The sequence below is a fragment of the Bacteroides clarus genome, from assembly GCF_015555825.1.
Lineage (GTDB): Bacteria > Bacteroidota > Bacteroidia > Bacteroidales > Bacteroidaceae > Bacteroides > Bacteroides clarus.
The window spans coordinates 1-13,611 of sequence record NZ_JADNLF010000007.1; the positions used below are offsets into that span (position 1 = coordinate 1).

Annotated in this window: 9 protein-coding genes; 8 read left to right on the top strand and 1 reads right to left on the bottom strand. The window is 43.8% G+C overall.

All coding sequences use genetic code 11. From position 1 onward, the window contains the following. Nucleotides 1–60 precede the first annotated feature (60 nt). The 8 genes from I2F54_RS09115 to I2F54_RS09150 all read left to right on the top strand — a co-directional run bounded on the left by I2F54_RS09115 (nucleotide 61) and on the right by I2F54_RS09150 (nucleotide 12,415). Entirely contained in the window at nucleotides 61–3,024 is a 2,964-nt protein-coding gene (locus tag I2F54_RS09115; protein ID WP_195501091.1) for a SusC/RagA family TonB-linked outer membrane protein, read from the top strand. 16 nt (nucleotides 3,025–3,040) lie between these two features. After that, entirely contained in the window at nucleotides 3,041–4,516 is a 1,476-nt protein-coding gene (locus I2F54_RS09120; protein WP_195501033.1) for a SusD/RagB family nutrient-binding outer membrane lipoprotein, read from the top strand. Between the two features lie 35 nt (nucleotides 4,517–4,551). Next, the gene (locus I2F54_RS09125) at nucleotides 4,552–5,346 is read left to right on the top strand and encodes a BT_2262 family domain-containing protein (protein ID WP_009122908.1); all 795 of its coding nucleotides are present in this window, start codon (nucleotides 4,552–4,554) and stop codon (nucleotides 5,344–5,346) included. 19 nt (nucleotides 5,347–5,365) lie between these two features. Next, nucleotides 5,366–5,869 carry a lipid-binding protein gene (locus I2F54_RS09130; protein ID WP_087412408.1) on the top strand — a complete coding sequence of 168 codons (504 nt, stop codon included), beginning with the start codon at nucleotides 5,366–5,368 and terminating at the stop codon, nucleotides 5,867–5,869. Nucleotides 5,870–5,984: 115 nt separating this feature from the next. Further along, a complete protein-coding gene (gene hflX / locus I2F54_RS09135; RefSeq protein WP_009122911.1) occupies nucleotides 5,985–7,244 on the top strand; it encodes a GTPase HflX in 1,260 nt (419 codons plus the stop codon). A 113-nt stretch (nucleotides 7,245–7,357) separates the two neighbouring features. Further along, on the top strand, nucleotides 7,358–9,343 hold the full coding sequence (locus I2F54_RS09140; RefSeq protein WP_022217853.1) for a DUF4954 family protein: 1,986 nt from the start codon (nucleotides 7,358–7,360) through the stop codon (nucleotides 9,341–9,343). A gap of 116 nt (nucleotides 9,344–9,459) precedes the next feature. Then, entirely contained in the window at nucleotides 9,460–11,100 is a 1,641-nt protein-coding gene (locus tag I2F54_RS09145; RefSeq protein ID WP_022217852.1) for a fumarate hydratase, read from the top strand. Between the two features lie 157 nt (nucleotides 11,101–11,257). Next, nucleotides 11,258–12,415: an acyltransferase gene (locus tag I2F54_RS09150; RefSeq protein WP_195501034.1), complete on the top strand. Its 1,158-nt coding sequence runs from the start codon at nucleotides 11,258–11,260 to the stop codon at nucleotides 12,413–12,415. Nucleotides 12,416–12,421: 6 nt separating this feature from the next. Here I2F54_RS09150 and pelA read toward each other — a convergent pair whose 3' ends face one another. Beyond that, a complete protein-coding gene (gene pelA / locus I2F54_RS09155; protein ID WP_087425644.1) occupies nucleotides 12,422–13,528 on the bottom strand; it encodes a pectate lyase in 1,107 nt (368 codons plus the stop codon). Between the last annotated feature and the right edge of the window lie 83 nt (nucleotides 13,529–13,611).

Here is a 13,611-nt window from a genome sequence, read left to right on the forward strand (position 1 = left end):
TTATTATTTATAAGTTATTTATTTAGAGATATTTATGCATCTGATAGTTCTGCGAAGACTTTGCAGGTTTCGTTCGTAGGTATGCAGGCACAAGAAGTTGCAATCAAGCCTAATTTGAGAGTTGTATTAAAGTCTGATACAGAAGTGCTTGATGAGGTCGTTGTGACAGCAATGGGTATTAAACGTTCAGAAAAAGCATTGGGATATTCTGCAACTTCTGTGAATAGTGACAAGATTACAGCTACTCGCAATTCAGATGTGATGTCTGCTTTATCCGGAAAAATTGCGGGTGTACAGATATCAAGTAACTCATCGGATCCAGGTGCGTCTAATTCTGTTGTCGTACGTGGTTTTAGTTCTTTGTCAGGTTCCAATCAGCCGCTTTATATTATTGATGGAGTACCGATGAGTAACTCTACCGCCGGTTCATCTACCAGTGATGCTCTTGATACGAGCTATGACTTTGGTAATGGTGCCAATGCTATTAATCCTGATGATGTAGAGAGCATGACAGTATTGAAAGGTGCTGCTGCAACGGCACTTTATGGTAGCCGTGCGGCTAATGGTGTTATCATGATCACTACAAAAACCGGTAAGCAGCAAAAGAAAGGTTTGGGAATAGAATATAATGGTGGCTTACAGGCTTCTACTATCTTACGTTACCCGCAATTACAGAATGAATTCGGTATGGGTTGGAGCGGTACACATACTGAATTGGAGAATGGTAGTTGGGGACCTCGTTTTGACGGTTCTATGCGTGTTTGGGGTAATGTCTATGATAACTCGCAGAAAGTAAAGCCTTATGTGGCAATGAAAGATAACATTAAAGATTTCTTTGATACAGGTTTCCGTTACTCAAACAGCCTTTCATTCAATAATGCTAATGAAAAAAGTAATTACTATGTGTCATTTTCACAAATAAGTGATGATGGAATGTTGCCGGGCAAGGCAGATACGTATGACAAATATACTTTCTCTGCCCGTGGCGGACATAAGATTGGAAATTTGACCCTGTCATCTTCTGTAAATTACGCAAGTCAGCGTAATAAGTTTGCTACAACCGGACAGGGACTTTCAATGATTAACTCTCTGTACCAAACTCCGCGTGATATAAGCATTATTGGTCAAAAGGATTTGAATGATCCATTCAATGGTCCGGGATACTATTATACTCCTTATGGTGTAACCAATCCCTATTATATTCTGGATACTTATATGAATACTTATAAGTCAGAGAAGATTTATGGAAAGTTCCAGGTAGATTACGATTTCTTGAAATATTTTAAGTTTACCTATCGCATCGGTTTAGACGCTACGAACAGCGAACAAAAATATGGTGAGCCTAATTTGGCAGCTTTATTTGCCGGTACTCCTAATGATGATCAGGGAAACTTTAATGGAAAGAACGGAAAGGTAATGGAAGAAATGTTACGTCGTCGTGAGCTGAATCAAGATGTATTAGTTACTTTCAGCATGCCGGTAAGTGATTTTGATATCAATGCTTTAGTCGGTGGTAACTTCAATGAGCGTAAATATTCTTCAATGACATCGACTGTTACAGGTTTGGATATCCCTACTTGGTATCATTTGAGCAATTCGGCCAATACTCCTCTTGCAGAGGAATTAAGCTCTCGCCGTCGTTCCAATGCGGTGTTTGCGCAAGTGGACTTGGCATGGAAAAGCATGGTTTATTTGACTGCCACAGCGCGTAACGACTGGTCATCTACTCTTCCTAAGGGTAAACGCGGTTTCTTCTATCCGGGTGTTACAGGTAGTTTTGTATTCAGCGAATTGTTTAATGAAGATTTGAAAAGCTGGTTTACATTTGGTAAGATTCGTGCGGCTTATGGTAAGACCGGTAATGATGCCGATCCTTATATGACATTGACTTCTTATGGCCAAGCCGTGGCTGATAGCGGAGGCTGGGGTGAAGTGAAGTTTCCGCTGAATGGTACTAATGCTTTTACCAAAGGTAATATACTTGGCAATAATGCATTGAAGCCGGAGATGACTACGGAATATGAATTCGGGGCAAATGTAGCGTTCTTTAATGGACGACTGTCAGTAGATGCGGCATATTATAACCGTAATTCAGACAATCAGATTATGAGTTTGAATATGGATGCTGCCAGCGGTTATACATATCGTAACGTCAACTTGGGTAAAATTCGTAATCAAGGTTGGGAGTTGCTTGTTACCGGACGTCCTATTCAGACTAAAGACTTTACTTGGGAATTGACCTGGAACTTTACGAAAAACAATAGTAAGGTAATCAGTTTGCCGGAAGAATTGGGCGGCCTTGCTACCATTTTCGGTTTGAGCGGTGGTACAACACTATATGCTATTGTAGGTGAACCTTTGGGTACGTACAAAGCTGAAGTTCCTATGACTGATGATAATGGTAATATTGTAGTGAATCCTTCTACCGGTCTGCCGGTGGCTTCAGACCAAATGGCTATTGTAGGTACCATGAACTATAAATATCAGATGGGTGTATCTACCATGTTGCAATACAAAGGTATTACTTTAGGTGTAGATTTCGATATTCGTCAGGGTGGTAAAATGTATTCACGTACAAAGGCAATCAACTATTTTACAGGTAATGCTATCCAGACTGCCTATAACGACCGTAACCCGTTCATCGTGCCTAACTCGGTTAATCAATTAAGCGATGGCAGTTTCGTGGAAAATACCACTCCGGTGAGCTATGCTAAGATTTGTGATTATTGGAATGCAGGTGGAGATATGATGGGCAGCTATGAATTGATTGATAAATCATTTGTTAAGTTGCGCAATATCTCTTTAGGATGGGATTTGCCAAAGAGATGGTTATCCAAGACTCCGTTCCAAGATATCAAGGTGTCTGTTTACGGAAGCAACCTTTTTGTATGGACTCCGTCAGACAATACCTTTATTGACCCGGAAATGACTTCATTCGGTAATGACCTTGAAGGACAGTACGGTGAATGGACGGCCAACCCGAGCAGCCGTAAGTTCGGTTTTAACTTAATGGTTAAATTCTAAAAAAACAGAAACGAATATGAAAAAGAAACTAATGATATTTGCTTCCTCGTTGCTCATAGGGTTTACGAGCTGCAACCTCGATATTAATACGGATCCGGATGCACCGAGTGATGTAACACCGGATATGATACTTCCTGCTGCGGAAAATGTTATTGCATGGACGGTAGGTAATGCTATGTACAATTATGCCGGTTTCTTTGCTCAGTACTACGAGCAAATGCCGGAAGCTCAGCAATATGATGCATTGATTGAATATGATATAAATCCTTCTTCTCAGATTATAGACCGTGCTTATACCCAATTATATGCAGGTGCTTTGGAAGATTTGAAAACTATTAGCGAAAGTGAAGATGTAACTCCGGCCGACCGTTTTGCCGTGTCTGTATTGCGTGCATTCAGCTTCCAGTTATTAGTGGATAATATGGATCAGGCTCCTTACAGTGAAGCTTTGATGGGTAGTGAAAATCCAATGCCTAAATGGGATGGCGGCCAAGCCATATATGAAGGTGTTTTGGCAGAAATGGAAGAAGCTGAAAAAGAGCTTGGGGAGTCTGCAATGACTTGTACGGATTTGCTGCTCAATAAGAATGTATCCCAATGGGTTGGTTTTGCCAATGCTCTTCGTTTGCGTATGTATCTTCGATTTATTGATGCGGGCGTGGATGTTGCCGGATATACGGAAAAAGTAAAATCTCTCGTTACTGCCAATCAATTCTTTTCCGGTGATGTGAAATTTGATGTGTATGCCAATGAAACATCCAAGTATAATCCTTGGTATGGACAGAATAACATCAGTCTGGCTAACAATCATTGTGCTTCATATCCTATCATTGCGTATATGAGTCAGACAAATGATACCGAACGTTTGGCTTATAGTTTTAAGGAAGCAAAAGCTACCAAGAAGTATGAGGGTGAAATTCCGGGAGTCAAGAATAATCTGAAAGGAAGTAAATTTAATAAAGATTATAGCGGTATGCAGTATTATGCTACAAAACCGGTCTATTTCTTTACTCAAAGTGAGCTTCGGTTCTTGATAGCGGAGGTATATATCCGTTTCATCAATGATGATGCCAAAGCAAAAGCTGCTTATGAAGCCGGTATCGAAGCCGACTTCGCCGCACGTGGCTTGACCGGAGCGGATGCATTATATACTACTACTGTTAGTTGGGCTTCGGCTGCAACTACTGATGCTAAATTGAAACTTATTTATATGCAAAAGTGGGTTGCTCTTTGCTATATGGATCATATGGAGGCTTGGTCGGAAATTCGTCGCACGGATTGTCCGAAACTGTCATCTAAATCGGCTGCCGATATGGCAAGTGGTGATATTTCAGGGTATGAGGCCGGTGATTTAATTGCTCCGATGACTAATGCGTTGGGCGGTCAGAATATGATTAAGCGTCTGTATCCTTCTTATAGTGCAAGTCAGCTGAATAAAAATACTCCTACAGGTATGAAGTTGACTGATCCTGTTTGGTGGGATAAGAATTAAGCGTATCAATCACATATTTATAATAAAAGAAAGATATGAAAAAGATAATATATAGTTTATTTGTTTGTTTATCGCTTGTGATGGTTTCTTGCGATGAATCAACACAAGACCCGTCATTCATCACTTACTATGTGGATTTTGAGATGAACGGAGATGAGATTATGACGGTTGAATTAGGTACCCCTTATGTAGAGCCGGGTGTAATTGCTAAAGAGCAGGGCAAGGATATTACTTCTACGATTGTAACTACCGGTGCGGATAAAGTAGACGTCAGCAAGGCCGGTGTATATTTCATTACATATTCAGCTACAAACGTAGACGGGTATAGCAGTGAGATTACAAGAATGGTTGCCGTTTATGACCCTGCCATCACTACCGATATATCCGGTACGTATTCTACCAGTTTGGACTCTAATCGCCAAATGCCTCAAACAAACGATGAAGGTGAAGATATGACAGATGACGGTGGTAATTATGTGTGGGATACTCCGGAACCTTTCTCAAGTAATTTCTCTGTTGTCATTGAAAAGATTGCTCCGGGTATTTTCCATATCTCGGATATGATGGGCGGTTACTACGATCAAGGCCGTGGATACGGTGCTGCGTATGCTATGCCTGCTTATGTCAGCATGAAGAGCAATACTGATCCTGCATTTACTATCGTATCAGGAGGAACTTCTGCTTTTGGTGGAATGTATGATGAATTATCCGGTATCACTTATAATCCGGATGTAACTCCGGCTGATGATATTTATCCGGGCATATTGAAATGGTCTATTGAATATCAGGGAATGTTATTTAATATAGTGTTGGATAAACCAGTAGAATAAATATAAAAGGAATATGTATATGAAAAAATATTTGATGTTATTGTTTGCCGTTCTTTCCTTCTCGCTGACAGGTTGCGAAGAAACGGATGTAGAAGCGGGCGGTACTGCCGTAGAAAAGATGGCAGGAACATGGTATGTAACATGGGAGCAGAAAAATGCTCAAGGAGAATGGGAAGATGTATTGGGCGGTACGGTGGAATTGAACACCTATAATACTGCCGCTAATGTTCCTACCGAGATGTGGTTGAAAGAAGGCTATCTGCTGAATACTGCATTGAAAGTTACTACTAACTATGCAGGTCGTACGTTTGAAATGGCAGAAACGTCTATTGCTGTCAATGAAGCTAATTGGGGAGCGCCCAAGATAACACTGAGCATTACAGACGGTAAGGTTTTGGAAGGCGAGGCCACTACTCCGAGCGGAATGCCGGCGGATAGTATTGTTTTCTTTGTAAATGTGCAGGGAGACGATACCTATAAAATTGCGGGTTTCCGTCGTACAGGCTTTGCTGAAGATGAGTAATTTTGAAACTAGAGAATACGAAAAGGAGGACAACGCAACATTGTCCTCTTTTTTTTTGTTATATTTGCCGCCACATATAATAAAGGTATACATATATAATAAGGTATAAAATAGAATGAAAGAATTTGTAATTTCCGAAGCACAGGTCGAAACCGCAGTATTGGTAGGTCTTATCACGAAAACTCAGGATGAGCGCAAGACGAACGAATACCTCGATGAATTGGCATTCTTGGCTGAGACAGCCGGGGCGGAAGTGGTGAAACGATTTACTCAGAAGTTAGATCAGGCAAACTCTGTGACATATGTCGGAAAGGGTAAGCTGGAAGAAATAAAAGAATATATCCGTAACGAAGAAGAAGCCGAACGTGAAATCGGTATGGTGATTTTCGATGATGAGCTCTCGGCAAAGCAGATACGTAATATTGAGGCTGAGTTGAAAATAAAGATATTAGACCGTACCTCACTCATTCTCGACATTTTTGCCATGCGTGCACAGACTGCCAATGCGAAAACTCAGGTTGAACTGGCGCAGTATAAATACATGCTTCCCCGTCTGCAACGTTTGTGGACTCACTTGGAACGTCAGGGAGGTGGTTCAGGTGCAGGTGGCGGTAAAGGTTCCGTAGGTTTGCGCGGTCCGGGTGAAACACAGTTGGAGATGGACCGTCGTATCATCTTAAACCGCATGTCATTACTGAAAGAACGTTTGGCGGAGATTGATAAGCAAAAGGCAACCCAGCGTAAGAATCGCGGTCGTCTTATTCGTGTTGCATTGGTAGGATATACCAATGTAGGCAAATCTACTTTGATGACGTTGCTTTCCAAGAGCGAAGTATTTGCGGAGAATAAGCTGTTTGCTACGTTGGATACTACGGTACGTAAAGTTATCATCGAGAACCTGCCGTTCCTTTTGTCAGATACGGTTGGTTTTATCCGTAAGTTGCCGACCGACTTGGTAGATTCTTTTAAATCTACTTTGGACGAAGTGCGCGAAGCCGATTTGTTGCTGCACATCGTAGATATTTCACATCCCGACTTTGAAGAGCAGATAGAAGTGGTAAACAAGACATTGGCGGACATCGGTGCATCCGGTAAACCCATGATACTTGTATTTAATAAAATAGACGCTTACACCTATGTGGCGAAAGCGGAAGACGACCTTACCCCCAGAACCAAAGAAAACTTAACGCTCGAAGAACTGATGAAGACATGGATGGCAAAGATGGAAGACAACTGTCTCTTTATCTCTGCCCGTGAACGAGTCAATGTAGAGGAATTGAAGAGTGTGGTTTATCAGCGTGTAAAAGAACTGCATGTGCAAAAGTACCCCTATAACGATTTTCTTTATCAGACCTACGAAGAAGAAGAGGTTTAATTTAATGAAGAGTTAAGAATGAAGAGTGAAGAATTACCGTGCGGAATGATGTCTGCACGACACGGCGCAGCCGGATTCTTCATTCTTAATTCTTCATTCTTAATTTAGGTGTTATGACTTACAGAAACTTGACCGAAGACGAAGTGCTCCGGTTAAAGAGCCAGTCGTGTCTGGCGGATGATTGGGGGAAGGTAACCGTTGCTGAAGAGTTTTCAACGGAATTTGTGCATCATACCCGCTTCTCGGGCGAGGTGCGTTTGGGGGTATTCCATTCGGAATTTACCTTACCGGGTGGAATAAAGAAACATTCCGGTTTGCGGCATGTAACGCTTCACAATGTAACGGTGGGCGATAACTGCTGCATTGAGAATATTCAGAACTACATTGCCAACTATGAAATCGGACATGATACTTTCATTGAGAATGTGGATATCATTCTTGTAGACGGGTTATCTAAATTTGGTAATGGTGTAGAGGTATCCGTTCTGAACGAAACGGGTGGCCGTGAGGTTCTTATCAGTGATAAACTTTCCGCCCATCAAGCTTATATCATGGCGCTTTACCGCCATCGTCCGGAGCTGATTGCGCGGATGAAGGAAATAACAGATTTCTATTCCAATAAGCACGCTTCTACTGTCGGTTCTATCGGTAATCATGTCATGATACTCAACACCGGTTCTATCAAGAATGTGCGTATCGGTGACTATTGCCACATTTGCGGTACGTGCCGTCTGTACAACGGAAGCGTCAACAGTAATGAGGTAGCTCCTGTACATATCGGTCACGGCGTTATTTGCGATAACTTTATTATATCATCCGGTTCGCGTGTGGACGACGGTGCTATGCTTACCCGTTGTTTTGTAGGACAGGCTTGCAAACTGGGGCATAACTATTCTGCTTCGGATTCCTTGTTCTTCAGTAACTGTCAGGGAGAAAACGGTGAGGCATGTGCCATCTTTGCCGGACCTTATACGGTGACGCATCACAAATCCACTTTGCTTATAGCCGGTATGTTCTCCTTTATGAATGCCGGTTCCGGTTCCAATCAGAGTAATCACATGTACAAGCTCGGCCCTATTCACCAGGGAACGTTGGAACGCGGCGCTAAGACCACTTCCGATTCTTATATTCTGTGGCCTGCAAGGGTGGGGGCTTTCTCTCTCGTTATGGGTCGTCACGTCAACCATTCCGATACTTCCAACTTGCCGTTCTCTTATCTGATAGAGCAGAACAATACGACCTATCTTGTTCCGGGTGTCAATCTGCGCAGTGTAGGTACTATCCGTGATGCCCAGAAATGGCCTAAGCGTGACCAGCGTACCGATACCAATAAGCTGGACTTCATTAACTACAACCTTTTGAGTCCGTATACTGTACAAAAGATGTTCAAGGGGCGGGAGACATTGAAGAACCTGCGTTATGCTTCGGGTGAATTATCCGATATCTATTCTTTCCATAGTGCCAAGATTCGCAATTCAGCATTGGTAAAAGGTATTCGCTTTTATGAAATTGCTATTCACAAATTCCTTGGTAACTCCGTAATCAAGCGTTTGGAAGGTATCAATTTCCGAAGTAATGAAGAGATACGCGCCCGCCTTAAGCCTGATACCTCTATCGGTAGCGGGGAGTGGGTGGATATTTCCGGATTGATAGCTCCTAAAAGCGAAATTGACGCATTAATAGACGGTATTGAGTCCGGGGTGGTCAACCGATTGAAATACATCAATGCGGAATTTGAACGGATGCATCAGAACTACTACACTTACGAGTGGACATGGGCGTACGACAAACTGGAAGAATTTTACGGTATCAATCCCGAAAATATTACGGCGGAAGACATTATACACATCGTAGAAAAGTGGAAAGAGTCTGTTGTCGGTCTAGACCGTATGGTCTATGAAGATGCCAAGAAAGAATTCTCTTTGGCTTCTATGACCGGGTTCGGAGCCGATGGCTCACGTCTTGAAAAAGAACTTGACTTTGAGCAAGTGCGCGGTGATTTTGAAAGTAATCCGTTTGTAACTGCCGTGTTGAAACATATCGAAGTAAAGACGGCGTTGGGCGATGAATTGATAGGACGCATGCGACACGTACGTTAAGTAATGGCAAGATGGTTGTGCCTATAAGTTTTTCACCCTAATTAAAGAAATATTTCAATAATAGTTGTTACCTTTGTGTCACGAATCACTTTTAAATATTAAATGAACAAGTAATTATGGCAACAACACCTCCGTTCAAGTATCAGCCCATGTTCGAGAAGGGTAAGGATACAACTGAGTATTATCTGCTTACAAAAGACTACGTGTCCGTAAGCGAGTTTGAAGGAAAACCCATCCTGAAGATTGAAAAAGAGGGTCTGACCGCAATGGCTAATGCGGCTTTCCGTGACGTTTCGTTTATGTTGCGTCGTTCGCACAACGAACAAGTTGCTAAGATTTTGAGTGACCCCGAAGCAAGTGACAACGATAAGTATGTGGCTTTGACTTTCCTGCGTAATGCCGAAGTTGCCTCTAAGGGTGTGCTGCCCTTCTGCCAGGATACGGGTACGGCTATCATCCACGGTGAAAAAGGACAACAAGTGTGGACGGGCTATTGTGATGAAGAAGCCCTCTCGCTCGGTGTCTATAAAACATATACGGAAGAGAATCTGCGTTATTCTCAGAACGCCCCTCTCAATATGTACGACGAAGTGAACACGAAGTGCAATCTTCCGGCGCAGATTGATATTGAAGCTACTGAAGGCATGGAGTATGAGTTTCTTTGCGTTACTAAGGGTGGCGGTTCTGCCAATAAAACATATCTCTATCAAGAAACGAAAGCTATCCTGAATCCTGAAACGCTGGTTCCGTTCCTTATCGAAAAGATAAAGACATTGGGTACGGCTGCTTGTCCGCCCTATCACATTGCATTCGTTATCGGTGGTACTTCTGCCGAGAAGAACTTGCTGACGGTGAAGTTGGCTTCCACTCATTTCTACGATAACCTGCCTACCACCGGCAATGAGTTCGGTCGTGCTTTCCGTGATGTGGAATTGGAGAAACAGGTATTGGCGGAAGCTCACAAGATTGGTCTTGGCGCACAGTTCGGCGGTAAATATCTGGCTCATGATGTACGTATCATTCGTTTACCGCGTCACGGTGCTTCCTGTCCGGTAGGTCTGGGCGTGTCCTGTTCTGCCGACCGTAACATCAAATGTAAAATCAATAAAGAGGGTATTTGGATTGAAAAACTCGACAGCAATCCGGGTGAGTTGATTCCTGCCGAACTCCGTAAAGCCGGTGAGGGTGATGTAGTGAAGATCGATTTGAACCAACCGATGGAAAATATCCTGAAGGAGCTGACCAAGTATCCGGTTTCTACCCGTCTGTCTCTGAACGGTACTATCATCGTAGGTCGTGACATCGCTCATGCCAAGTTGAAAGAACGTTTGGATCGCGGTGAAGATTTGCCGCAATACATCAAAGACCATCCTATCTACTATGCCGGTCCTGCCAAAACTCCGCAGGGAATGGCGTGTGGTTCAATGGGGCCGACAACTGCCGGACGTATGGACCCGTATGTGGACCTCTTCCAAAGCCACGGCGGAAGTATGATTATGCTTGCCAAAGGTAATCGTAGCCAGCAGGTTACGGATGCCTGCAAGAAGTATGGCGGCTTCTATCTCGGTTCTATCGGCGGTCCTGCCGCCATCTTGGCACAGAATAATATCAAGAGTATCGAGTGTGTGGAATATCCCGAACTCGGTATGGAGGCTATCTGGAAGATTGAAGTGGAAGATTTCCCCGCATTTATCCTGGTGGATGATAAGGGTAATGACTTCTTTAAACAACTGAAACCCTGGAATTGCAGCAAATAAGTGCCGCAAGATTAAATAAAGACAGAGCCGCTGAGGGAGACTTCAGCGGCTCTGTTTGTGTTTGATGAGTTTCCTGTCAAAAATATATATGGAAAAAGGCTGCTGTATTTTGGTACATTTTCTATCTTTACGCTTTCAAACACAAATATCTGATAACATGGAACAAACACTTACACAATCCAAAGCAGGACAACACATTGTATGGCTCGATGTAGCCCGATTGGTAGCTATGTTTACCGTAGTTTGCTGCCACAGTGCAGACCCTTTCAATTTCTTTCCGGGTACGTCGCCCGACATCGAAAGCATTAAGTTTTGGGGAGCCGTCTATGGTGCGGTGCTTCGTCCCTGCGTACCGCTATTCGTAATGATTACCGGCGCGTTGCTGTTGCCGGTACGTGGAGAAGCATCCGTATTTTATAAGAAACGTATTCCCCGCGTATTCTTCCCGTTTATTATCTGGTCGCTGATATATAATTTCTTTCCTTGGATAACGGGACTGTTAGGGCTGAACCCGGAAGTCATTCTTGATTTCTTCCCTTACTCGGGCGAGGATGTCATGCGCCAATCTTTTGCAGTGAGCATGGGATATATCGCTCAAATACCCCTTAATTTCTCGCTGCTTGCCGTACACATGTGGTATATATACTTGCTGATCGGCCTTTACTTATATTTGCCGATATTCTCGGCATGGGTGGAAAAGGCGTCGGAACGTGCCAAACTCTGGTTTCTTGCGGCGTGGGGAGTGACTTTATTACTACCTTATTATAATGAGTACGTATCGGAATATCTTTGGGGCGGTTGTTCGTGGAATGCGTTCGGAATGTTGTACTACTTTGCCGGTTTCAACGGTTACCTGTTGCTGGGGCATTATTTGCGTAACCATGATTGGAGCGGAAGACAACTGGCATTTATCGGTATACCGATGTTTGTAGCGGGGTATGCGGTGACCTTCCTGGGGTTCCGTCACATGACTTCGTTACCGGACTTCACGGATGAAATGCTGGAATTGTACTTTACATATTGCTCGCTGAATGTAGTCATGATGACTGTTCCCGTATTCGTACTGTGTAAACGGGCAAATATTAAATCGGAAAGAGTCAGACGAGCGCTGGCCAATCTGACTCTTTGCGGTTTCGGTGTGTATATGATACATTATTTCTTTACCGGACCGAGTGTGGTACTGATGCGCGCTATCCATATTCCCATTCCTTTGCAGATACCTTGTGCGGCAGTGGTGGCATTCTGTGTATCCTGGTTTCTGGTAGCGATGGCTTATCGCTGTTTCGGGAAGAAGACGAAATGGGTGTTGGGATAGGTATGCTTAATTACCTATCCGCTTTTTCCACTGTTCGTACTTTTTCAGCACTTTCAGTCCGGCATTGTTGTACCAGCTGTAGCCATTACGGCGTTCATAGCCTATCTCGGAGATATCGTACTTCTTCACGCCGTCTCGGTCGCAGAAGAAAGGACGGTTGTCTTCGAGAGTGTAGAAACGCGCCCAAAGTACGGGACAAGGATAATCGTCCTGCGGGCATGGAATCATCCGGTAGTCTTTTTTGCCTTCGCTATTAGTGAAATTCTCACGCATGATACCTGTTATCTTGTTTGCCTTGAACCATGCGATGGCTGCTTCCACGGAAGCGATGATTTCGGGTGACGGATCGGGGATGGACATCAACAGTAGGACGATGTTGTCTGATTCGGCCCCGCTGAGTGAGGGAAGTTCGTAGGCACGGGCCTTGGCGGGGGCGAGGGTGTGTTCGTCATGCTGGGCGCACCACACTGTCAGTTTGCCGTTTTGCTTCACCTGAGTATTAAGGATACACTCCACACCTTTGTCGAATGCGGCACGGGCGCGTTGGCAAAGAGTATCCGGTACATAGGTGTACGGGGCTTTCTTGTTGTAAACATCACGTAGCAGGTTCATGACGTTTACCATTGCGTTGTCGTTGTAGGTGATATGGGTATAATAGCCTTTGGGACGCGGCCAGAATTGAGGCCAGCCGCCGTTGGGGTATTGAGCTTTCAGTATGTAACGTATACCTTCTAAAGCGGCCTCTTTGTATTTCTCTATATCGGTGGCCAGATAAACCCGGGAAAGGTAACGGATTTCCGTACTCGTGGCATTATTGTCGATGGTACTCTGGTTGACGTTATCTTTCGCGGCGAGGGCTTTCTTATACTCATCGGCCGTCAGTTCGGCGGGCATATAGATGTTCTTGGGCCAGCCGCCGGTCGTTTGTTGGTAGAGCAGTACATTGTCGGCAATGCGAATGGCTTCGGGAGTGGTGAAGAAAGCGTCATCCAGTTTGGGAGCTATCTTCACCCAATCCTTGTAGGGATGTTTTTCCTTGTAATCGGTTGTTTCCTGCGCATTGGCTCCGGTGAGAAGGGCGAGCAATGCGCAGAAGAGAAATGTTCGTTTCATACTATTGAAGTTTTGAGTTTCTTTGCGAACAAAAGTAGGGAAAACTCTAAAGAGAGAATAGTAATATTTGTTTTTAAGAGAGT

Bases quoted from the DNA above. Each gene is read 5' to 3' on its own strand.
- I2F54_RS09145 (WP_022217852.1), top strand. From the start codon at position 9,460: ATGGCAACAACACCTCCGTTCAAGTATCAGCCCATGTTCGAGAAGGGT.
- I2F54_RS09150 (WP_195501034.1), top strand. From the start codon at position 11,258: ATGGAACAAACACTTACACAATCCAAAGCAGGACAACACATTGTATGG.
- I2F54_RS09125 (WP_009122908.1), top strand. From the start codon at position 4,552: ATGAAAAAGATAATATATAGTTTATTTGTTTGTTTATCGCTTGTGATG.
- I2F54_RS09140 (WP_022217853.1), top strand. From the start codon at position 7,358: ATGACTTACAGAAACTTGACCGAAGACGAAGTGCTCCGGTTAAAGAGC.
- I2F54_RS09120 (WP_195501033.1), top strand. From the start codon at position 3,041: ATGAAAAAGAAACTAATGATATTTGCTTCCTCGTTGCTCATAGGGTTT.
- pelA (WP_087425644.1), bottom strand. From the start codon at position 13,528: ATGAAACGAACATTTCTCTTCTGCGCATTGCTCGCCCTTCTCACCGGA.
- hflX (WP_009122911.1), top strand. From the start codon at position 5,985: ATGAAAGAATTTGTAATTTCCGAAGCACAGGTCGAAACCGCAGTATTG.
- I2F54_RS09130 (WP_087412408.1), top strand. From the start codon at position 5,366: ATGAAAAAATATTTGATGTTATTGTTTGCCGTTCTTTCCTTCTCGCTG.